Genomic DNA, 20,923 nt, shown 5'->3' with positions numbered 1-20,923 from the left:
AATCGAAAAAAGCTTTTGAGCGGAAAATTATCAGGTACCACTACCCAAAATTGGTACCTGGCAAATGCCCATGCACACAAAATTGGCCTAAAAAACGAAGGGCTGAAGCCTCTTTGTTCAGAGGACTAAGAAGCCACGTGTATCTGTGTTGCCAAGTATTCCTTGATGTCTTTGAGGTAATGGAGGACCCGTACGTTATCTGGAAAATTTAGGTCCTGCCCCAGTATCTGATATCCGGATATCAAAATGGTGCTTTCGTTGAAACGAGAGGAAAGGGAGAAGATGTAGTCCTGCAGGTCTTCTGCTGCCGGAGAAGTAGTCACTACGGTAAGCAAATAGTCTGGCTTATGTACCTGGTACACAGCGTTCAGATCCACATCCGGTGTGTTTTGGCCTAGGTAGATGACCTTGTGGCCGTTTGCCTTCAAGATATAGCAAGAAAAAAGCAAGGATATCTCGTGCAGTTCCCCTGCTGGAAGAAACAAAAGGAATTTTTTACCCCCTTCCTGTTGCACCTGACCATCTATGGCAACGATCAGCTTTTGACGGATCAGGTTGCTTATAAAATGTTCCTGTCCCGGATGTATGGAGCCTGTCTGCCAAAGTACGCCGATTTTGGACAGAAATGGATAAATGATGTGTACCATGGTCATTTCAAACCCTATCTTAAGGATATTGGTCGAAATGATCTTGTCAAAGCGTGCCTCGTCCATTTCCACCATGCAAATGGTAAGTGCATGGATCTGATCCTCGTAGGTAAAGGAACGCTCGGTAAGGCGTAGTACTTCCTGTGCTATCTGATCGGCAGACATTTTGGCGATTTTACTGATCTTATAGCCATGCTCGTTTAAGAGGGCCACGTTTAGGATCAGACGAAGATCCGCATCATCGTAATAGCGGATGTTGGTGTCAGTGCGCTTCGGTGATAACAGGCTGTAACGCTGTTCCCAGATTCTCAAAGTGTGGGCCTTGATACCAGAAAGTTGTTCCAAATCCTTGATCGAGTAGTTTCTCACCATTATTCGCTCCGTTTAAAATATCGTTTAGGCACTACAAATAATCCAAATGACACCGAGCCGTCCCTCTTATTGGTCGCATGATGTGCTTGGTGGGCTTTGAAAATCCCCGCCAAGTATCCTTTCTTAGGCCGTTTAAACCACTTCACCCGTCGGTGAATGAGCATGTCATGCAAGAAGAAGTAGCTCATCCCATAGAGACTGATGCCAATCCCCAGCCAAAATCGGTAATCAAATTCAGCCACACCGAGAAAAATCAGTAGGACTGCCACACTGCCAAAAAGTAATGAGAATAGGTCATTCCACTCAAAAGGCCCTTCGGTATGCTGATGATGCGTCTTGTGAATGCCCCAAAGAGGCCCATGCATAAGGTACTTGTGAATAAACCAACCGGCAAATTCCATCAAGGCAAAACCTACCAATGTAAACCCTATTGCGCTCATCATCATATCCTAAACTTTGAACGGTTCTTTTTGTTCCAATAATTTACAAAAGGAACATCAATCCCAAGAAAAACAAGAACAAATTTAGCAAAAGAAACGTTGAAACCGGATTTTGCTTTACAAACGACAATTTTTGATAAAACAGCTGTATCACTAAAGCCACTGCAAACCACCCAAAGTAATTTTCTGCCGGGATGGTGCCTCCCTCCCAAGTCCAAAAATCCAATTTAGTGGCGACTGGCTCAATTACAAAGTCCAAGACGACCATCATTGCAGAAGCCATTACCGCTCCAGCCCAGGCAGAACGGGTCAACCGCGTAGATAGCTGTCCGGCCGCATAGGCAAGGATAAACCAATTGACGCCAATGATCAGTGGTACCCCTGCGAGTTTGAGTCCCAACACTGGCCCGTAGACATAATCGCCAAACAGCAAGCCAGTCTGCACACCGATGATCTCTGCCAGCATTCCTATCCCAAAGGCCGCCAACAGAAATCCCCAAAATGGCTTTTGCCAATCCGTGTGGAAATACAGCAGTATGCCGGCGCACATCAATAGATGAAAAGGGGTGAGGGCTTGAAAATAGGGACGGCTAATATCGAAGTATAAGCCCAATAGGCCTACCAGATGGAAGATGCCTATCCATAGCTTGAAGACCAGTGTCTTTTCAATCGAAAATGACCCGAAAGAGACCGTGGAAGGGGAATGTTGGTGCATAGATATATTCTAGTTGCCTTTTCAATCGAAAAAGGACTGCTTTTGTTTCGCAGGGAAATGAATTAACTTTGTGGCCGATAAATGCCAAAATTAAGAAAATAAAGCCAAAGCGGATGATTGTATACAACATTACCATCAGTGTGGATGCCAAAAGGGAGGATGAATTCATTCAATGGATGAAGGAAACCTATATCCCGCTCGTGCTGAATACCGGCCATTTTTACGAACACCGCTTTTTACGGCTATTGCACCAAGGTGAGGAGGGGGAAGGAACTAACTTTGCCACACAGTTTTTTGCAAAAGATATGGAGGGAATGATGGCATTTGAAAAGGGACATTCCCAGCAGATACAGGAAGTTTTGGATGGGGCGTTTTCTGGTGATTTTGTGTTTTTCCGATCGTTGCTTGAATCCGTGGATTAAGCCAGCTTAAGCAATAGATCGCCCTTTCGCTTCACAATTTTAAGTTGAAAATACTCGTTTATGAACGATTTGCACCGGTTCTCGGCAAAGGTGGCCCTGCTTTCTCCATCATATAGCAAAGTCATCCGAAGCATGGTCTTCACATAGGATTCGTGCATGCCTAGTTCCCGGGTCCACGCCCGAAGCTGATCCAACCAATCTTCCCGGTACTTATCTAAATGAGAGCGGCCGTCAAACAAAATTTCCAACTGATTGGATCCATTTCGATATCGATATATTCCGCAAAGCTGCTGGTAGATTACACGCACACCGTCCAGAGGGTACCCGGTGTAGTTTAGGATCTGCAAATAAGTATCGTCTCGCAGACGTAATGGGTTGTATAGGAGTGTATAAGCAGATTGCAGCTCCGCTATCATCATGGCTATACCCTCCTCTTGGGCGGCGGTCTGGGCCTGCCTGAGGATGTAATTTTTGTCTAAAGGGAATAGTTTTTGAATCATAGGGCAATCGAAACTATGGCAAAAGTAACATTTGTTTGAAATTTAAAAAAATAAAAAAGTCGATAACACCGCATTTAGCAAATAAAAATCCCAGTCCTACACCCTTTTGAATAGAAAAATTTGTGTTTGGGCACTTATTTTTTTCCAATTTGCAAATCTTCAAAAAATACAAGCCCACGATGAAAGCAACCATTCGCTTTCATCGTGGGAAAACCCTGCCCTGCCGATGCCTATCGGCCGGAAGCGGCGTCGATTGTATGTCCAAAAAAGACGGCATTCAGGAACAGCTTGTTGGTACCAAACCAAAATGCCCGGAAATTGGGATCATCCACCATACCGATAATGGAACCACTTCCCAATGTAGCCACCTGAATAACCCCGGTATTTTTCAACTTCTCTAAATTGGAGAGATGAATATATCCGCTGGCCAACGGGCTGTCGGTATATATCAAGGGGTTGGCATAGGGGTTTTTGGATGGATTCAGAAATTGGTTGCCGGTTTTAAATACGTAAAGATCCGGATTGGAGTAGCCGTAACCCAACGGATGGGTGATATCCAAGGTTGCCTTGAAGATCGCTCCACCGGTGACTTTGGCACCACGCTCAGCAGCCAAATCCTCGTAAGCACGCTGCGTAACCGCGCTAGGGGCAGGTTCTGCTGTTAGAAAGGAAAAGGATGCCAATTCCTGCGTATTTAGCCAATTCATCGCAGAACCCCTTGCGATTAGGGTGCCGCCTTTTTGTACCCAAGCCTTAAGCTTATCAGCACCGGATTTACCAAGTACCCCATAGGATCCCGTTGGTAAGATAATGACTGTATACCGGTCCAAATCCGCACCCACAAATCGCTCGGTAGGCATCAGTGTGACAGGTATCTCCATCCGCTGATCAAATAGGTGCCACATTTCCCCTGCATCCGAGGCGGAAACACCCCGGTCAACCAACAGGGCAATCTCCGGTTTTTTCAGCACAGCCATGCTCGGAGAGCCCAGATTGATCCCCGCTGTATAACCGGATGAAAGGGAGTGGATGGTCAGGCCCGAATGTTGTGCCACCTGCTGCAGCTCATTGAAAAATTGCTGATCACTTGCTTCGGCGTTTCCTTTACCCACTAGGATGCTTCCGCGGGCAAAATCCTCCCCTTTTTGACTTCGGAAGGGCTTGTGGGAAACGCGCAGTTGATACCCTTTTTCCATCAATGCATAAGCCGCTTTGGGGGCATAGTATTCGTTCCACTCAAAAGCGTACGCATAGGCACCCGGCGCCCCGACCACACTGCCCTGCGGCAAGGAAATTTCTCCTACTACTTCCTCTACATTGGCCAAGTTGACGATACGGCTGCTCAATGTCTGATGGTTTAGCTGGAAAGCCATCGGCAAATTCCAGGAAGACACATCATAGAAAAGGCTGTCCTGAAATGATGTGCGTACCTCAAACATGGACTTTACCAGCCTGTATTGGGGTTGCTCCAAGGGTACGATAAATGATTTTCCGGCCTCAAACGCCATTCCATTAACCACAATGTCTTCTTCTAGACTGAACAGACGGATATCGTGATGAAGCAGAATATCTGCCAAATGATGGGAGCGCGCCACGTCATCATTTACTCCAAAAATGTAGGCTTTGTCACTGTCACTTATCGATTCCTCTTTGGCTTGCCGATAAAAATCCACCATGTACTGATTCATTTCCACACGCAGTTCCTTCGCTGCCTCAAAAGATGAAAGGGTCGTACGAACTTGGTTGCGGATGGTAAAGGGGAAGCTGATTTTGCCGAACTGATTTTCCTGTAAGTGTCCTCGGGATGAAGCCTGCTCAAAGAGGATGCCCACAGCCCCCTGCACGTCCGGGTAAGTTGATCCCTTTCCATAATAATAATCGTCAAAGCTCTCTTTACTGTAATACAACGATCCGATTTCATCCAAAAAGCGTGCATGATAGCTGGCTATCTTTTCGGTTAGCTCAATATTTTTCCGAGGCGTGAGCGGATTGTTGCGGCTGGGGATTCCGGGCTGAAAAAAGAAGGTATTGTCAGAACCCATTTCGTGGAAATCCAGCACCAGATTGGGCAACCATGCCTGTATTTGGCGAATCCTGCCGCGGGACTCGGGATGCTGTACGGGCAACCAATCCCGGTTCAGGTCAAACCAATAATGATTGGTGCGCCCACCTGGCCAAGCTTCATTTAGCTCCCTATTGTTGCGGTCCCCGTTGAGGTGGTAGCTCTTATGGGAATTTACCCAGGAGGCAAAGCGGTTTACCCCATCAGGATTGATGGCGGGATCAATGAGCAGGACCATATTTTCCAAGTCAGCTTCTACTTCCTCCGCAGACGCAAAATGGTAAGCGCTTACGATGGAGGCTTGAATAGCAGAGGCCTCGTTGCCATGTACCGAGTGCCCTAGGTACATTACAAAGGGAGTATTCTCAGGGTTGGCTTCTTCAGGACGGTGCCTCAACTCCCGTCGCTGCTCTTTGATCTCATCGAGGCGGAGAAGGTTTTTGGGCGATGTCACCACCAACATGACCAACGGGCGCTTTTCGTAGGTTCGCCCGTACTCCACTAAGCTTACCCTTTCAGATGTCTGCGCCAATACACGAAAATAATTTACTACCTGATCGTGGCTAACGTGCCATTCGCCCACTTCAAACCCAAATATGGACTTGGGAGAGGGAATATTGGGATCGTAGGTAAAGCCGCTGGGAAGATAATAATCCATCCCTTCTTCCTGCGGGATTCCCTCCACGGCCAAAAACATGCAGGCTATTAGAAACCCATAAAAGTACTTCATGCTGTATCTGATTTAAGTTTTCATTTTCCGTAAATGGCCTTCAACGCGTCGGTTAACTCACCAAACGTGTAGGAAAATCCGGTTGCTTCGATTTTGGCGCTGCTCACCTTGTTTCCGCCTAAGACCATTTGTGCCATTTCACCCAGCACCAGCTTTAGGGCAAATCCGGGCACGCCTATCGGAACGAAGGGTTTACCTGCGGCCTTCGCAGCGGCCCGCGTGAGCTCGGAATTGGATGCCGGATGAGGTCCTACCGCGTTATACACTCCCTCCATACTGGTGTTCGCCAGGGCATACGAAAACATGCGCGCCAAATCCCCGATGTGTATCCAGCTAAGATACTGCTTACCATCTCCCAACGGAGCCGCAACGGGTGGCTTTAACATCTCTGCTAAGGCACCTCCCTCCTTTGCCAACACAATGCCAATGCGCAAGACCGCCGTACGGATACCTAAGGTAGCTATTTTTTCGGTTTCCGCTTCCCATTTTTTCACCACCGAAGCCAAAAAATCCACGCCCGGAAGACTATCCTCCCGCTGCAGCGCTTCGCCGGTATCAAACCCATAATAGCCGACGGCGCTTGCCGAAACAAAAGCCTGTGGCTTGGCTGCAAGCCTCTCAAGGTTATCATATAATAGCAGCGTAGACAGGATCCGACTTTGTAGAATCTGACGCTTACGTGCGGCCGTCCAGCGTTTCTCGGCCACTCCTTCGCCCGCAAGGTGAATAATGCCCTCGCACCAGGTCAGTGCTTCCTTATCCATCTCCTGCTTTTCGATGTCCCAAAAGAAGGATTTCTGGCGGGTATTTTTCGGACTGCGGCTCAGCCAGGCAACTTCTTTACCTTCCTGTTCGAGCAGGCGGGTGATTTCCCTACCCACGAGGCCGGAACCGCCTGTTATCAATATCCTCTTCATATACTCCTTTATACATCCTTAGTGTAGGTAATGTTCAAAAAGCATTCCACGAAATCCAAAACCTGCCTATTGACAGGCTTTAGTACAGATCTATGGGTTCAAAAATAGGTCAGTTTGCGACTAAACCCTACAAAATTACAGCCCATTTACTATCTTTGGATGCATGGGTGATGGGGTGCCATCCAAAAATCGGTCTAGATTTTGTAGAAAGGCCTGATTCTTTGAACCGCTTCTCACGGAAGCTGATGACTCCTACTTCAACGATCGGAACGTCGGTTCCGGACAAACCATTGGAAAAACTTCGTCAAATCCCATGTTGAAGAGGAACCGAACATTATTTGCGCTCCGCAAATTTCTTGCAAAGGAATTTCAGCCAACCTTAGTTTTCACGCTGAAATGGCTACTCGTAGCCATCGCTGTAGGCCTCTTGGCTGGATCTGCCTCGGCGGCTTTTCTTCTTTCCCTTACTTGGGCCACAGACTACCGGGAAGCAAACTTGTGGATCATTGCGCTGCTGCCCTTGGGCGGATTGCTCATTGGTTGGGTATACCACCGCTACGGCGAATCAGTCGTAAAAGGCAACAATCAATTGCTGGAGGAATTTTACAACCCCCTCAAGGTGATTCCGCTTCGCATGGCCCCATTGGTGTTGTTTGGCACGGTGGTCACGCATTTATTTGGTGGTTCGGCGGGAAGAGAAGGGACAGCCGTACAAATGGGAGGTGCAATCGCTGACCGGTTTACCAAATGGTTTCGACTGGCGAACGAGGATCGGCGCATTGTAATTACCATGGGTGTTGCTGCCGGGTTCGCTTCGGTATTCGGCACCCCGTTGGCTGGAGCGGTATTTGCTTTGGAGTGGCTGATCATAGGAAGGATCCGTTACGAATCCATTCTTCCCGCTTTTTTGGCGGCATACGTCGCCGATTATGCCTGCGCCTCCCTTTGGATGGTACCGCATACCCATTATGAGATTCCAATAGTACCCGACCTTTCCCTGCCATTGCTGCTTTGGATAATTCCGGCGGGCATTTGTTTTGGGTTGGCTGGTAGACTGTTTGCCAAGGCCACCCGTTTTTGGAGTGGATTATTTAGGAAATATCTGCCCTATCCGCCCCTGCGTCCCGTGGTAGGAGGTGTGGTCATTGCGCTGTTTGTCTACCTAACGGGAAGCACCAAATATATTGGACTAGGAGTACCTACCATCGTAGATGCATTTTCGGAAGACCTCCCTTGGTACGATTTCCTGGCCAAGATCGGTACCACATCCCTGACTTTGGGTGCCGGGTTTAAAGGTGGTGAGGTGACTCCGCTTTTTTTCACCGGTGCTACGCTTGGCAATGCGCTTTCCGGCATCATTCCGCTTCCGGTAGCCTTGCTTGCCGCAATGGGTTTTGTGGGAGTTTTTTCAGGGGCTACCAATACGCCGTTGGCATGTACCCTGATGGGCATCGAGTTGTTTGGTGCTGAAAGTGGGGTATATGTAGGACTAGCCTGCGTTCTGGCATACCTTTTCAGTGGGCATGCCGGTATTTACCATTCACAGATCATTGGTTCGCCCAAGCATAGTCCCACCAAGCGGCATAAAGGAAAAAAGTTGGGAAACGTATCCTAAAAACCCGAATTTATTCTAGTAAGCTTCCGCAGGACTTGCAATACTTCGCATCTGCTTCGTGGTCCTGCACCTGACACTGATGACAAATCCGCCTAGATGGCGTATCAAGGCTTCGCTGCTTTGCTGCAGTTAGCTCAGAAGACACAATACCGGTAGGCACCGCAATGATCGCATAGCCGATAAGCATGATCAGGGAGGCAATAAACTGTCCCAAGTCGGTTTCCGGTGCAATGTCCCCATAACCAACCGTAGTCAAGGTGACAATGGCCCAGTACATGGATCTGGGAATGGAGGTAAATCCATGATCAGGCCCCTCCACGATGTACATCAAGGAGCCCATTACCAGTACGATCGTCAATACCGAACCCACAAAAATCTGGATTTTAAGCCGGCTTTGGCGAAGGGCATTTTTGAGAATGGTCGCTTCCTTTACATATTCAGTTAACTTCAAGACCCGAAGGACGCGTAAGAATCGAAGTGCTCGGATAACGGTGAGGTATTGACTGGTAAAGAAAAAGATGCTTAGGTAAGTTGGTAAGATGGCCAGCAAGTCCACCAAACCATAAAATCCAAAAATATAACCTGCCTTTCGGGCGCTGAGCCAAACCCGTAGTCCGTATTCAACGGTAAAGATTAGCGTGAAAAGCCATTCTGCGGCGTACAGAAAGGTTCCGTATCGCGCGCGAATTTCCGACACTGAATCCAAAATCACTACCAGTACGCTAAGCAGGATAAATACCAACAGTAGGAGATCGAAGCCTTTGGAAGCCCGGTCGTCCGACTCAAAAACGATGTGTGCTAGGCGCTTTTTTGAAGGCAGCATGGGAAGATATTTAGGCTAAAATACGACGCTATGATTAACTTATCCAAATAAGAAGGTATCTGACGGATTCGTATGAGAGCAAGCGGGTTAGGGATTGCATACCTACCCCAAAAAAGCCATGGCATGTTGACATGGCTTTCTCAGGAGGTATCCCCAATCTATTGGTTACCAGTAGATTTCAGCCATCACCGGAAAATGATCCGAGGGGTAGCGGTTGTGGTATGTATCTGTGAGAATACCATAGCGCTTCACCTTGATCTTATCGTTTACAAAGATGTGATCTATACGTTTATCAGAGCTGCTGCTATTGTCAAAGCTATTGAAGCTTCCGTTGTTGACATACTTGATCCGGGCCAAATCCAGCGCATCTGCAAATCCCGGTGCATCCCGCATCACTTTGTAGGGATCGGAGTCCTGGTCCACGTTGAAGTCGCCGGTCACAAAGACCGGATTAGAGGGGTCAGAGAGCTCTGCCACCTTTTTAAGAATCAGTTGCGCACTCTGTACACGGGCTTCCCACCCCCGGTGGTCGAAGTGGGTGTTAAAGTGAAAGAATACATCGCCGGTGGTTTTGTCCTTAAATTTGGCCCAGGTCACGATGCGGGGCAGGGCCGCATCCCACCCTTTATTGGGCTTGGCGGTATCTTCTGCCAGCCAAAAGGTGCCGCTGTCCAACACATCGAACTTGCCGGTATGGTAAAATATACAGGAGTATTCTCCCTTCTCGGCACCGTCGTCTCTACCCACCCCTACGTAAGCAAAGCCCGGGAGCATCCGTTCCAGGTCTTTTACCTGAGAATGCAGCCCTTCCTGGATCCCGAAGATATCAAATTCGTGGAAGCGTATCAGATCCGCGGCGGCCTGACGCCGGTTTTCCCAGGTATCTGGAGCATCACCGGGATTGGCATAGCGGATATTGAAGGTAGCGACTTTGAGGCTCACCGATTGGGCATGGGTCCCAAAGGCCAACGCAAACAGCGCCAAAAAAAGCCAAGTGGTTGTTTTTATAAAGTTCATCTGAGTGTTGATTTGTTTGGATTCCAAAGATAAAAGATTCCCTGTAAGAACAAACCCCGTAGCCTTTGGATAAGACTCCGGGAGAATCCCTTTTCAGCCACCTAACTTACAGACAAACAACCGGAATGAAGGCATCTACTTCCTTTTTATAGTTGGTTAAAAAAGGTTTTTTGGAGTCTGACGTAGGCGATTGCAGGATCGATCCTATCGGCCAGCTTGGAGTTCCACCATGCAGGCCATCAGGTAATTCAAATCCTCGTCGGTATGGCCCGCTGACAACACGATGCGGTTTACGGGCGCATCCTGAGGACCGGGGTAGGGAAAGGAGGATACCACCAGCGCCCTGGACGCGAGTGCTTCCACCCAAGCCGGGCTAGCAAAGGAAATAACCGGATACCCGTCTGCAGTATAAAAAGCCGGCAGCTCTGCAATTCCGGCTGCCAACGCCGACACTTTTTTTGCCAGGAGCTCTTTCTGGCGCAGGTAAAGTGCCTGTCCCTGCATAAAGGCCTGCAAAAATGCCGGCGCAGGGGGTGAAGAAGACCGGTAAATAGCGTGCTGCCGAATCATGTCAATCCAATCGGCATTTCCTACCACGATGCCAGCCGGCAGGCAAAGAGCCTTGCCCAATGAACCGCATATACAAAGATTCACAGGTAGTTGGGACCATTGCCGATAGGTTCCAAACAGGGATTCACCGACTACGCCAAAGGCATGGCTATCGTCGATTAGCAGGTAGTATTGGTTGACGGGGGGCAGGTCCCGCACCCATTCAAAATCGTGAATTTTGGGAATCAACGGGTTTACGGCATTGGCCAAAATCCCTATTCGGTGACCCATCAATGAGCTCGCTTTTTGCTTGCAGGCCTCCACCCAGGTCTCATAGCTTTGAGCAGGATCTCCTGCTTTTCCCTCTGGCAATATGGCAGGATGCGCATCGGGCGCAATCCAAAGCAGATCCACTTTTGGTTTCAACGATTGAATGGCAAGGTGTCCGGCCAAAAATCCACTACTTAGCAAACAGGCGTCTTCTGCCCCTGCGCCCGCAGCAAAGAAAGCTTCAAACACATCGAAAACACCCAACTGCACATTGCTGTTCCGGCTGGAGCCGTGATTGGCCCCGTGCCGATTTAGACCCTCATGGATCAAACGCTCAAACTCCGGCAGATTGCCCATACCCAAATAGGATGTTCCCGCAAACTGCAAGTAGCGTTTGCCATCCTGATAAATTACGGGCTGAGCCCGGTCGGTTAATAGGCGAATCTGCATCTCGGATTAAATTAGAAGGGCACCCGTACCCGGTCTGTCGGGAAATTGAACCCCTTCCCGTGAAATTTTCACCCCGGTAGCGATATCCTGTGCCAATAGCATAGCCCCATCCATGTCCACGTAGTCGAGCTGCGGTGCGATATGGGCGATGGCCGATATGCCTACGCTGGATTCCGTCATGCAGCCCACCATGGTCTTCATACCTAATCCTTTCGCATCGTGAATCATCCGAAGTCCGGGCGTAATGCCCCCGGCCTTGGTCAGCTTTACATTGATACCGTGAAAGAGGCCTGCGCATTTCTTCACATCCGCCTCCACGATGCAGCTTTCATCCGCTATCACCGGCAGGGCACTGTGTGCGTACACCTCCTTCATGCCTTCCAAATCATCTTTGGCCAGCGGCTGCTCCATAAATTCCACGTTGAGCTGCTTTAGTTCATGGGAGTAGCGAATGGCCTGCTCCGCCGTCCAGGCGCAGTTGGCATCGATGCGGAAGGTAGCATCGGTGTGCTTTCGCAACTCCCGGACGATGTCCATGTCGTGATCGGTGCCCAGCTTAATTTTGTAGAGGGGCCAGTCAAACTCACGCATCTTTTCCACCATTTTTTCCACCGAAGCAATGCCAATGGTAAAGTTGGTCAGGGGAATGGTGGCGGGTTGGAGGCCTAAGTGTTCGTAAAGCTTTTCACCGCGCTTTTTGGTATACAGATCCCAGGCAGCCATGTCCAGGGCACATTGGGCAAAGGGGTTATTGGCAAAAATCGATTTGGTCTTCTCCCAAAGTAGGGGGGGATGCTGAATGGGCTCGTTTTCCAGGAGCTTTTGAGCCTCCTCCAGGCAGGCCGTCATATTGTCCACGGTGATCCCATAGAATGGATTGGTCGTGGACTCCCCAAGTCCGTAGGTGTCTCCGTCCCAGAGGCGGACGATCAGGGTGGTCTGCACATCGCGGCTTTGGTGGGCGATGGTAAAGGTATGCCTGAGTGGCAACTGCCTGATTAAAATTTCGATCTTCATAAGACAACAAATAACAGATGGGACCATTCCTGCCCAATAGCAGCAGGGGGTTGCGGATATAAAGGTAATTCAGAATCCGCTTTAAAGGAATAAACGGCCGGTATTTGATTGTATGAGGGACACTGCAACCAAAAATGATCCATTCGGGTTATCTTTGCTACTGCCAATTAGACAATTGTTCAATCCCTGAGCTTACAATAAATTGTTGTCCATGGTAATTCAAAAATTAAAGACGTTTCTAAACCTATGAAAAAGCTATTTATCGCATCCGCGGTAGCCGCCTCCCTTTCGGTGGCGTGCAGTCCGGAAAACGAAAAAAAATCAGCCATGAATCCCTTCTTTGAAACATACGATACCCCGTTTGGGGTGCCCCCTTTTGACCGAATAGAACCTGCCCATTTTGCACCCGCCCTGCGGGAAGGCATCAAGCAGCAGGAAGCCGAAGTTGCCGCCATTGTCAACAATGCCGAGGCACCTACCTTTGCCAATACCATCGAGGCCCTGGAATATTCAGGAGAGCTCTTGACCAAGGTGTCGCGGGTTTTTTACAATATCAACTCCGCCAACACCAACGACGAAATTCAAGGTATAGCTACGGAGATGGCACCGGAACTGTCCAAACACAGCGACAACATCAGCCTCAATCAGGCCTTGTTTCAGCGTGTGCAGACCGTGTGGGATGCTAGGGAAAAACTGGAGCTAAGCCCAGAGCAACAAAAGCTGCTCGAAAAAACCTACAAAAGCTTCGTACGAAGCGGTGCCAACGTAGCCGAAGAAAACAAGGACCGGCTCCGTGAGATCAACAGTCGACTTTCTACGCTCACCCTTCAGTTTGGCCAAAACCTGCTCGCAGAAACCAACGCCTTTCAGTTGGTCATCGAGAATGAAGCGGACCTGGCCGGACTGCCCAATGAGCTGATTGCTTCGGCAGCAGACGATGCCAAAGCCGCAGGCAAGGAAGGCAAATGGGTCTTTACCCTGCATAACCCCAGCATCATGCCTTTCCTGCAATATGCCGACAACCGCAACCTGCGCAAGCAAATCTGGGAAGCTTACAAGAACCGCTCCGATCAGGGCAATGAAAACGACAACAAGGCCATTCTGGTAGAAATGGCCAACCTCCGCTTGGAAAAAGCCCGCATGCTCGGATACGAAACCCATGCCGACTATGCCCTGGAAGAGACCATGGCCAAAAATCCGGATAACGTATACAAACTGCTGAATCAGCTTTGGACTCCCGCCCTGGCCAAGGCCAAGGTAGAGCGGGACGAGATGCAGGCCATGATACAAGCTGATGGCAATGACTTTTCTGTACAGCCTTGGGACTGGCGCTACTACGAGGAGAAGCTACGGAAGCAAAAATTTGACTTGGATGAGCAGGAGGTAAAGCCTTATTTCGCCTTGGACAAGGTGCAGGAGGGCGTGTTCCTGGTGGTGAACAAGCTCTTTGGGCTTACCTTTGAATACCGGCCCGAAGTACCGGTGTACCATCCCGATGCCAAGTCCTATGAGGTGAAGGAGGCGGACGGTACCCATGTGGGCATCCTTTACATGGATTTCCATCCCAGGGCCTCCAAGCGGGGCGGAGCCTGGATGACTTCCTACCGATCACAAAAGACCGTGGACGGAAAACGTATGCCGCCGGTAATTTCCATCGTCTGCAACTTCTCCCGGCCCGCTGGCGATGCACCGGCGCTTTTGACCTTTGACGAGGTGACCACTTTCTTCCACGAGTTTGGGCACGCCCTGCATGGTCTGCTCTCCAACGTGCAATACAGCAGCCTCGCAGGAACTTCTGTTCCCAGGGACTTTGTAGAGCTTCCTTCGCAGGTGATGGAAAACTGGGCCACCGAACCGGAGGTGATGAGGCAGTATGCCTTTCACTATCAAACAGGTGAGGTAATACCCGATGCGCTTATTGAAAAACTGACCAGCAGCGGCACCTTTGGGCAGGGATTCGGCACCACGGAATACCTGGCAGCGTCCTTGCTGGACTTGGATTACCATACACGTAAGGAGCCTATCAAAGAGGATGCAACCACCTTTGAGGAGCAGTCGGTAGCCAGAATGGGGCTGATATCCGAGATCATTCCCAGGTACCGAAGCAGTTACTTCCAGCACATTTTTAGCGGAGGGTATTCGGCCGGCTACTACAGCTATATCTGGTCCGGCGTATTGGATACGGATGCTTTCCATGCATTTAAGGAGACGGAACTGTTTAATCCAGACAAAGCACTGGCTTTCCGCAAAGAAATCCTGGAGCGCGGCGGTACCGATGATCCCATGGAGATGTACGTGCGTTTCCGAGGCGCCGAGCCAAAGATCGATGCCTTGCTGAAGAAGCGCGGTTTGGATGAAGCCAGCTTGGCTGTGACCAAGTAGGCCATGCTATTCACCTGAACCAACAAACCCCCAATCTGCTAAGTCCGGTTGGGGGTTTGTTCTATTTACGGGGTAGGTGGAAGCTAAATCAGGTTTCTTTTGCTTTATTCCTGTTTTGCCCGAAGGTCCCACACCAAGGATATCGCTGTAAACAGCAGGGCTACCGTAATCAGGACCACCATGCCGAGGCTTGCCCAGCCATACAGGTAGCCCACCCAGCCTGCAAGCACGAGAAGCAGGATAAAGAGTAGAAGCGATTTTCTAGCAGTCGACAAATCATTCATAGGAAAACGGGTTTTTAGACGATTGTACTACATACATGAGGGTTAATCAACCATCCGGCAAGGAGCCTTCGACAAGCCAACGGATGATGCTGCATGCAGGAAAACAACTCTTTTTTTTATCCGGTGTTGAACTTAACAGATTGAAGGCCAATCCCTAAATGCGGAAGGTAACTCAAATTTAATCGGTCTGACTGAAAAAAAATTTCAGTGGCTCTTCCATTTCTTCTCTCAGCCTACGGACTAATTTGAAAAGGGTTTGCCTTCTCGCATAGTCTGGATAAGGTGGCCATTGTGACTTTTCATACCGACAACACCTTTAGGCATCTGTTATCTTTGGGATTGTTTAACTAACTTATACCAATGGAATTGGATATTCAGGTAGTGATTGTATTGGCCATATTGGTGGCTACAATCGTCATGATGGTTTTTGAGATATTTCGCATCGATGTGGTTGCGATCATCACCATGCTTGCTTTGGGCTGGTCGGGTGTATTGACCCCGGACGAAATGCTCAAGGGCTTTTCTTCCAACGCCGTGATTTCTATGCTGGCGGTGATGATTTTGGGGTATGGGGTTACGACCACCGGGGTGATGGAACGCTTTTCGGAGGCCGTGCTCAAGAAGGTCGGTGCCGATAAAAACAAGATTATCGGATTCCTCGGGCTGTCAGTAGGCACCCTTTCTGCGTTTATGCAAAATATTGGCGCCGCAGCTTTGTTCTTACCAGGTACGCTGGACATTTCCCGAAAAACCAAGATCCCGGCCACCCAATTGATCATGCCGCTGGGTTTTGCCGCGATATTGGGCGGTTCGCTGACCATGGTTGGTTCAGGACATCTGATCTTGATCAATGATCTGCTGAAAAATGCTTCCTTGGAGCCCTATGCCTTATTTGCGGTCACACCGGTCGGTGCTGTTTTGCTGATTGCAGGTATCGTGTACTTTTTTCTATTGGGTAATTATGTACTGCCCAAGGAAGGAAAAGGAGCAAAGAAGAAATCTGCCCAAGAGAAACTTATCGAGACCTTGCGCCTGCCCAACAACCTGTGGTATTTTTCGATACAGGAGGGCAGCAGCCTAATCGGCAAGACCACGGAATCTTCTGGAATCTGGAAAGATTTTCGGCTTAACCTGATCGCCTTGGCCGAAGGAGAGGCTGTTGTATACGCCCCTTGGCGAGAGACCGTGTTTGCGCAAGGGCAGATAATCGCTTTGTTAGGCTCAGAAAACGAAGCCAAAAAACTTGCGGAAATATATGGCCTACAGGAAATCATACAACCCGGAATCTTTAACCGTCTCACCAAACCCGATGAATCTGGATTTGCGGAAGTCATCGTTGGAACGGGGTCGGAACTGATCGGACAGACCCTACGGGACTTTGCCTTTCGGCGAAAATTTGCCCTAGAGCCCCTCATTTTATTCAACAATGGCGAAGAAATCAAAGGTGATTTTTCCGATCATCGGTTTAAGAAGGGCGATACCCTGATTGTGTATGGGTTGTGGGATAATATAAGAAGTCTTAAAAGCCACACGGACTTCGTTCTGGCGACCCCCATAGAAGCCGAACCGAAAAATCAGTCCAAAGCGATTCCTGCATTGGCCAGTTTTGCATTCGGGATTCTGCTGACGTTCTTGGGAGTACCTATTGCTTTGGCCTTTCTGACCGGTGCCATGACCATGATCCTGTCGAGGGTAATCACGATTCAGCAAGCCTACGATGCCATTGACTGGAAAGTGGTATTTCTGTTGGCAGGGTTGATTCCCTTGGGAATTGCCATGCAAAAATCCGGGGCCGCGTATTTCCTTGCCCAATACGTCATGCAGCTAATTGAAGGGCAGTCGGTGTTGGTGCTATTAATTGCCATTACTGTGTTGAGCACGGTGTTCTCGCTCTTTATGTCCAATGTGGGGGCTGTGGTCGTGTTGGCGCCTTTGGTGATCGGGATGGCCGAGATCGCCGGTTTGGATCCCAGACCTTTGGTGCTTTTGGCAGCTGTAGGGGTGTCCAATTCCTTCCTCCTTCCCACCCATCAGGTAAATGCCCTGATGATATCGGCAGGAGGCTATCAAAATAAGGACTATATCAAGGCGGGAAGCGGGCTAACCTTGATTTTTGTGGTGCTTACCGTGGCGGTGTTTTACCTATTCTATATTTGACTTCTTTTTGAGTAGGAAAAAAGGCTAACGCCAAAATAGAGGCCTTATTTCTGTACTCTTTGGGAAGGAATCAAGAAATTCATTTTGCCTAGGGGTACCTGAATACCCCTAGGCTTGAAAATTTAGCCGGTTTCCTTTTTTCGGGAAGGCAAGTACCGGATCAGGCCGATCAGAAAGCTGATGGAGGTGGCAACGAAGGAAGAAAACACCATAAAATCCGGTGATTCGGAGGTGATGTGGTATCCATTTCCCCGCCACAGGATAAACAGGATGGACAGACAAAATCCCAACATCACGCTGTAGAATGCCAACCACCTTTGTCTATTTTGCATCTTTTTAGGGTATTAATTTTTTAAAAAGCGGGTGTACTCCGCAAGATGTTTCCAGTTACAAATCAAAGCGGACTCACTGAAATTTCATTTCAGTCTGGGATTTTTTTTCTGACGTGTGGTCCGGCAAAATTGGGCGCATTAGGTGATGATGGAATTGAAAATGAAATAGGCCGATTTCCCCATCCTAGAGGCAGGGCATTTCTATCACCTCTTCGGGGTTTTGTGGACGTGTATCGCTCGTTTTCTTTAATACTGCCATCCCTTCGGGATTGGGGCAGAGTATGTATCCTAATCCTTTCAAACATTCCGCATCTATCAATTTCCTAAGGCAAATCGAATCGAGATTCCTATCCGGTTCTTAATCCCGAAGGGATGATATGATTATAGCAAAGAGGCATCGGAATTACGGCAAACCCCGAAGGGGTGACAATATTAACGCGTCATTTTTCCAGATACATTTTTTGCTTTGGCTTCCGGATTAGTTTGATAAACTAAAAGGCGATGCTAATCTCTCGAGCTAAATGGCTCTCCTATTATTGTCGGTATCCGGTACGATTATGCCACCCCTTCGGGGTTTTGTGGACGTATTTCGCTCGTTTTCTATAAAACTGCCATCCCTTCGGGATTGGGGTACAGGAGGAATCCTAAAAACATCCAAACCAATCGGTTTTTGTGATACCAGAAACGGGATTGCATCGCGATGCCAAATCCCGAAGGGATGATAAGATTATAGCAAAGAGTCCTAGAAATTTCTCCAAACCCCGAAGGGGTGATGTGATTGGTCCTCCTATTCGGACGGATCCACGCCGAAATCATACCTCGTATGTATACCCACCTGTCGCACACTATACGTTAACGCCCAGCCATTCTTCCAATAGCCACCTACAATTCAAAACCTTCTCCTGTAGATCTGTCGGTACATAAAAATAATGGTTGGTGGCTTCAAAGCCTATCCGGGAATCTTGCTGCTGCAAGGTGAATAAGCGGTTTGCCAATTGGATCTCACTGAGCAGGAGCTCCTGAAGCCGGATTTTGGCCTTTGGGTCTTTTTCCCTCTCCCATTGCTCGCGATGCCGGATAAAATCCGCTTGGTTTGCCACCGAACGATAGAGAATTCCCACAGCCTCGGCAATACGCATCTCTCCTGCCAGTGCTAAACGCGCTTCGTCACCCAAAGCAAGATTCCGAACCCTTTCCTCCAACCGCTCCAGCGATTGTTCAAATCCCTCGGCCACACGATAGAGTTGGCGGATAAAAACGTCTGCGGGGTAAATGTCCCGCCACTTGCTCAGATCATCGTATCCTAGGCCAACCATGGTGGCCGAATAGCCGGTTGGTCTTGCCCACAACAAATTGGCAGGTCCGGAATGTACGGGCGCATTATACACGACGCCAATATGATAGGGAAACTCCCGGAATGCCTCGCTAAAGCCATACCAAGCCGCTACCATGGCCTCTGCGGCTGCTCCATACCGTTTATCGGCAACCTTAACCATGGCCCCCCGAACCGAGATGCCTGGATCACTGCCCACCACCGATACCACCTCCAAATTAGGCGAACCGGGGTAGCCTCCCAAGGTCCAACCCGTCATCAGCCCCTTGATACCCGCATCCCGTAGGTTTACGGCATGTTGGGCCACGTTCTCCAAGGCAGGGACATAGGGCAGGCCTCCACATTCCCAGGTAGTACCCGCCTGTATCTTGGCAAAGGTCTCCAATCCGGGCTGCTGTGCGATCTCCCAATGGCGCTTTGCCCGGGGGCCCGGACCAACGGCTGAGATGGAATACTCTCCCACGCTGGCCTTTACCCCTCCCCGCTCTATGGGCAGGTCCCACTCGCTCACGCTCATCAATGCCGTCTGCTTGGGCAACCGGGGCACAATGCCCGCTGCCCAGCCATCGCGCCAGCCCCAATCCCAGGCGATAAGCCGTGGGCCGGAACCCTCGAAACCTGGGTTAATGTTTTTGCGATGCGCCTCCAAGCCACGCTGTATGCCGGTCGCATAGAGGGTGTTCAGCTCGGCAATGACCGCCTCCGGTCCTCGGGGCCCACAGCGGGGGCATTCCATGCCCTGAAAATGCGACCAACAATGGGTGGGGTTTTCGGAAGCAGTGATGGAAAAAAAGCCGGCTAAACCGGGCACCCGCTCCACCAAGCGGGCAATGGAATCCACCAAATAGGCCTGCACCTCAGGTGCACTGGTACAAAGCGCGGCGCTTTGCCCACGCGTAACGCCTTTAAGGGAAGGATGTTTTTTGTAAAAGGAAAGGGGTTGATACCTGGGCTCGTTTAAGTATAAGTACATACCTATCCCATGCTGCCTGCACTTTTCCACCAGTCGGGCCAGGTTTTCCAATCGTTGCTCCCAGCCTTTGCTCAGCGAGGGATCCCAAGTAAAGGGCGTAACCTTGCTCAGGACAATATGAAGCCAGGTGCCGTCCAGTCCTGCGGCTCCCATACGCTGCAGGTAGCCCTCCGGAAAGGGATCCACTGCCCCATCGGCCAGGGGATCTCCAAAAAGTGTAAAGTAACCATACCCGTAACGGGGCGAAAATCCCGAGGCAAGCGGCTGAGTCTGCAATGCGGGCTTGGCAGAAAGCTGCCTTACAAAATCAAAAAGGGGCTCACCCGGACTGCTATCGGCTACGGCAAAAGCTTCCCCGGAAATGCTCCGGATTTTTTCCAGTTTCTTGGCTACCTCCACATCCATCCCTTTCCAACGAAGGGGCGGGCAATCGGGCTTAATGCTGCCCAATTTGATGTAGAGGAAGTCATCCTCCTGAAGGGTAAATTCCAGGTGCTCGGCTGTCCACCCCAGCAACTCGGTCAACTGATCCTTGGGAAGTAGGTGCCAGTTTCTGCGTATGATGGTGATGTAGCTCCGGTTCCACTGCTCGTCCGAGATGGGGAGAGGTTTGGGAAGGCCCATTGCCTTTGCGCAGTCACGCAAGTCCTGTTCCTTTGCCCCCAGCACCTGTGCCAAGCGTTGCAGAGGCACCAGGTTCCAGTTGCGCCAAATAAAGGCAAACGAAGGATCGGGAAAATGGGGAAAGGGAACGGGTGGGTGGGCAACAGCGGACGGTGCCGATAGGGAAAAGGCCCATGTAGGCATCATCGCTCCAGTCGTCAGCAGCGTGGCAGACCCCAAAAAGGCCCGTCGGGAAAAGGAAAAAGTGGAATCGGAAATCATATCATCTCGGGTTTATCGGCGGTTGAATGGA

17 protein-coding genes and 1 riboswitch are annotated in these 20,923 nt (G+C 49.7%); of the genes, 4 read left to right on the top strand and 13 right to left on the bottom strand.

Going from position 1 to position 20,923, the window contains the following annotated elements:
- Positions 1 to 125: 125 nt before the first annotated feature.
- The 3 genes from IAQ59_RS13760 to IAQ59_RS13750 are packed head-to-tail and all read right to left on the bottom strand — an operon-like array spanning position 126 to position 2,174.
- Entirely contained in the window at positions 126 to 1,016 is an 891-nt protein-coding gene (locus tag IAQ59_RS13760) for a MerR family transcriptional regulator (RefSeq protein ID WP_209331451.1), read from the bottom strand.
- Positions 1,017 to 1,018: 2 nt separating this feature from the next.
- Positions 1,019 to 1,462: a sterol desaturase family protein gene (locus IAQ59_RS13755; protein ID WP_209331450.1), complete on the bottom strand. Its 444-nt coding sequence runs from the start codon at positions 1,460 to 1,462 to the stop codon at positions 1,019 to 1,021.
- A gap of 40 nt (positions 1,463 to 1,502) precedes the next feature.
- Entirely contained in the window at positions 1,503 to 2,174 is a 672-nt protein-coding gene (locus tag IAQ59_RS13750; protein WP_209331400.1) for a carotenoid biosynthesis protein, read from the bottom strand.
- A gap of 113 nt (positions 2,175 to 2,287) precedes the next feature.
- Here IAQ59_RS13750 and IAQ59_RS13745 point away from each other — a divergent pair, with 113 nt between their 5' ends.
- Positions 2,288 to 2,596 carry a DUF4286 family protein gene (locus IAQ59_RS13745; protein ID WP_209331399.1) on the top strand — a complete coding sequence of 103 codons (309 nt, stop codon included), beginning with the start codon at positions 2,288 to 2,290 and terminating at the stop codon, positions 2,594 to 2,596.
- On the opposite strand, the gene IAQ59_RS13740 is transcribed toward IAQ59_RS13745, so the two are convergent.
- The 3 genes from IAQ59_RS13740 to IAQ59_RS13730 form a co-directional block, all read right to left on the bottom strand.
- On the bottom strand, positions 2,593 to 3,096 hold the full coding sequence (locus IAQ59_RS13740) for a hypothetical protein (RefSeq protein ID WP_209331398.1): 504 nt from the start codon (positions 3,094 to 3,096) through the stop codon (positions 2,593 to 2,595). The two genes, IAQ59_RS13745 and IAQ59_RS13740, sit on opposite strands and share 4 nt — an antisense overlap.
- A gap of 230 nt (positions 3,097 to 3,326) precedes the next feature.
- Positions 3,327 to 5,888: a M14 family metallopeptidase gene (locus IAQ59_RS13735; RefSeq protein ID WP_209331397.1), complete on the bottom strand. Its 2,562-nt coding sequence runs from the start codon at positions 5,886 to 5,888 to the stop codon at positions 3,327 to 3,329.
- A 20-nt stretch (positions 5,889 to 5,908) separates the two neighbouring features.
- Positions 5,909 to 6,805, bottom strand: coding sequence for a TIGR01777 family oxidoreductase (locus tag IAQ59_RS13730; protein ID WP_209331396.1), 897 nt, complete (start codon positions 6,803 to 6,805; stop codon positions 5,909 to 5,911).
- Positions 6,806 to 6,962: 157 nt separating this feature from the next.
- Positions 6,963 to 7,067: riboswitch (Fluoride riboswitch) on the top strand.
- A gap of 51 nt (positions 7,068 to 7,118) precedes the next feature.
- Between IAQ59_RS13730 and IAQ59_RS13725 the strand changes: the two genes are divergently transcribed.
- Positions 7,119 to 8,420 carry a voltage-gated chloride channel family protein gene (locus IAQ59_RS13725; protein WP_209331395.1) on the top strand — a complete coding sequence of 434 codons (1,302 nt, stop codon included), beginning with the start codon at positions 7,119 to 7,121 and terminating at the stop codon, positions 8,418 to 8,420.
- 10 nt (positions 8,421 to 8,430) lie between these two features.
- Here the strand turns inward: IAQ59_RS13725 and IAQ59_RS13720 are convergent, their stop codons facing one another.
- The 4 genes from IAQ59_RS13720 to IAQ59_RS13705 form a co-directional block, all read right to left on the bottom strand.
- The gene (locus IAQ59_RS13720) at positions 8,431 to 9,243 is read right to left on the bottom strand and encodes an ion transporter (RefSeq protein WP_209331394.1); all 813 of its coding nucleotides are present in this window, start codon (positions 9,241 to 9,243) and stop codon (positions 8,431 to 8,433) included.
- 165 nt (positions 9,244 to 9,408) lie between these two features.
- Positions 9,409 to 10,260 carry an endonuclease/exonuclease/phosphatase family protein gene (locus IAQ59_RS13715; protein ID WP_209331393.1) on the bottom strand — a complete coding sequence of 284 codons (852 nt, stop codon included), beginning with the start codon at positions 10,258 to 10,260 and terminating at the stop codon, positions 9,409 to 9,411.
- A gap of 204 nt (positions 10,261 to 10,464) precedes the next feature.
- Positions 10,465 to 11,529, bottom strand: a complete 1,065-nt coding sequence (locus tag IAQ59_RS13710) for an aminotransferase class I/II-fold pyridoxal phosphate-dependent enzyme (protein ID WP_209331392.1) — start codon at positions 11,527 to 11,529, stop codon at positions 10,465 to 10,467.
- A 6-nt stretch (positions 11,530 to 11,535) separates the two neighbouring features.
- Positions 11,536 to 12,546, bottom strand: coding sequence for a dipeptide epimerase (locus IAQ59_RS13705; protein WP_209331391.1), 1,011 nt, complete (start codon positions 12,544 to 12,546; stop codon positions 11,536 to 11,538).
- Positions 12,547 to 12,792: 246 nt separating this feature from the next.
- Between IAQ59_RS13705 and IAQ59_RS13700 the strand changes: the two genes are divergently transcribed.
- Entirely contained in the window at positions 12,793 to 14,928 is a 2,136-nt protein-coding gene (locus IAQ59_RS13700; protein ID WP_209331390.1) for a M3 family metallopeptidase, read from the top strand.
- A 104-nt stretch (positions 14,929 to 15,032) separates the two neighbouring features.
- Here IAQ59_RS13700 and IAQ59_RS13695 read toward each other — a convergent pair whose 3' ends face one another.
- Complete coding sequence (locus IAQ59_RS13695; RefSeq protein WP_209331389.1) at positions 15,033 to 15,212, bottom strand: hypothetical protein; 180 nt, start codon at positions 15,210 to 15,212, stop codon at positions 15,033 to 15,035.
- 360 nt (positions 15,213 to 15,572) lie between these two features.
- Between IAQ59_RS13695 and IAQ59_RS13690 the strand changes: the two genes are divergently transcribed.
- On the top strand, positions 15,573 to 17,369 hold the full coding sequence (locus IAQ59_RS13690; protein WP_209331388.1) for an SLC13 family permease: 1,797 nt from the start codon (positions 15,573 to 15,575) through the stop codon (positions 17,367 to 17,369).
- A 122-nt stretch (positions 17,370 to 17,491) separates the two neighbouring features.
- On the opposite strand, the gene IAQ59_RS13685 is transcribed toward IAQ59_RS13690, so the two are convergent.
- Positions 17,492 to 17,701, bottom strand: coding sequence for a hypothetical protein (locus IAQ59_RS13685; RefSeq protein WP_209331387.1), 210 nt, complete (start codon positions 17,699 to 17,701; stop codon positions 17,492 to 17,494).
- A gap of 845 nt (positions 17,702 to 18,546) precedes the next feature.
- Positions 18,547 to 20,892, bottom strand: a complete 2,346-nt coding sequence (locus tag IAQ59_RS13680; RefSeq protein ID WP_245189596.1) for a hypothetical protein — start codon at positions 20,890 to 20,892, stop codon at positions 18,547 to 18,549.
- Positions 20,893 to 20,923 lie beyond the last annotated feature (31 nt).

Source organism: Lunatimonas salinarum, assembly GCF_017811155.1.
Lineage (GTDB): Bacteria > Bacteroidota > Bacteroidia > Cytophagales > Cyclobacteriaceae > Lunatimonas > Lunatimonas salinarum.
Note: the sequence above shows the minus strand (reverse complement) of the source record. Positions and strands in the feature narration are given on the sequence as shown.

Bases quoted from the DNA above. Each gene is read 5' to 3' on its own strand.
- IAQ59_RS13680 (WP_245189596.1), bottom strand. From the start codon at position 20,892: ATGATTTCCGATTCCACTTTTTCCTTTTCCCGACGGGCCTTTTTGGGG.
- IAQ59_RS13735 (WP_209331397.1), bottom strand. From the start codon at position 5,888: ATGAAGTACTTTTATGGGTTTCTAATAGCCTGCATGTTTTTGGCCGTG.
- IAQ59_RS13720 (WP_209331394.1), bottom strand. From the start codon at position 9,243: ATGCTGCCTTCAAAAAAGCGCCTAGCACACATCGTTTTTGAGTCGGAC.
- IAQ59_RS13745 (WP_209331399.1), top strand. From the start codon at position 2,288: ATGATTGTATACAACATTACCATCAGTGTGGATGCCAAAAGGGAGGAT.
- IAQ59_RS13715 (WP_209331393.1), bottom strand. From the start codon at position 10,260: ATGAACTTTATAAAAACAACCACTTGGCTTTTTTTGGCGCTGTTTGCG.
- IAQ59_RS13710 (WP_209331392.1), bottom strand. From the start codon at position 11,529: ATGCAGATTCGCCTATTAACCGACCGGGCTCAGCCCGTAATTTATCAG.
- IAQ59_RS13750 (WP_209331400.1), bottom strand. From the start codon at position 2,174: ATGCACCAACATTCCCCTTCCACGGTCTCTTTCGGGTCATTTTCGATT.
- IAQ59_RS13690 (WP_209331388.1), top strand. From the start codon at position 15,573: ATGGAATTGGATATTCAGGTAGTGATTGTATTGGCCATATTGGTGGCT.
- IAQ59_RS13685 (WP_209331387.1), bottom strand. From the start codon at position 17,701: ATGCAAAATAGACAAAGGTGGTTGGCATTCTACAGCGTGATGTTGGGA.
- IAQ59_RS13725 (WP_209331395.1), top strand. From the start codon at position 7,119: ATGTTGAAGAGGAACCGAACATTATTTGCGCTCCGCAAATTTCTTGCA.
- IAQ59_RS13740 (WP_209331398.1), bottom strand. From the start codon at position 3,096: ATGATTCAAAAACTATTCCCTTTAGACAAAAATTACATCCTCAGGCAG.
- IAQ59_RS13695 (WP_209331389.1), bottom strand. From the start codon at position 15,212: ATGAATGATTTGTCGACTGCTAGAAAATCGCTTCTACTCTTTATCCTG.
- IAQ59_RS13700 (WP_209331390.1), top strand. From the start codon at position 12,793: ATGAAAAAGCTATTTATCGCATCCGCGGTAGCCGCCTCCCTTTCGGTG.
- IAQ59_RS13755 (WP_209331450.1), bottom strand. From the start codon at position 1,462: ATGATGAGCGCAATAGGGTTTACATTGGTAGGTTTTGCCTTGATGGAA.
- IAQ59_RS13730 (WP_209331396.1), bottom strand. From the start codon at position 6,805: ATGAAGAGGATATTGATAACAGGCGGTTCCGGCCTCGTGGGTAGGGAA.
- IAQ59_RS13705 (WP_209331391.1), bottom strand. From the start codon at position 12,546: ATGAAGATCGAAATTTTAATCAGGCAGTTGCCACTCAGGCATACCTTT.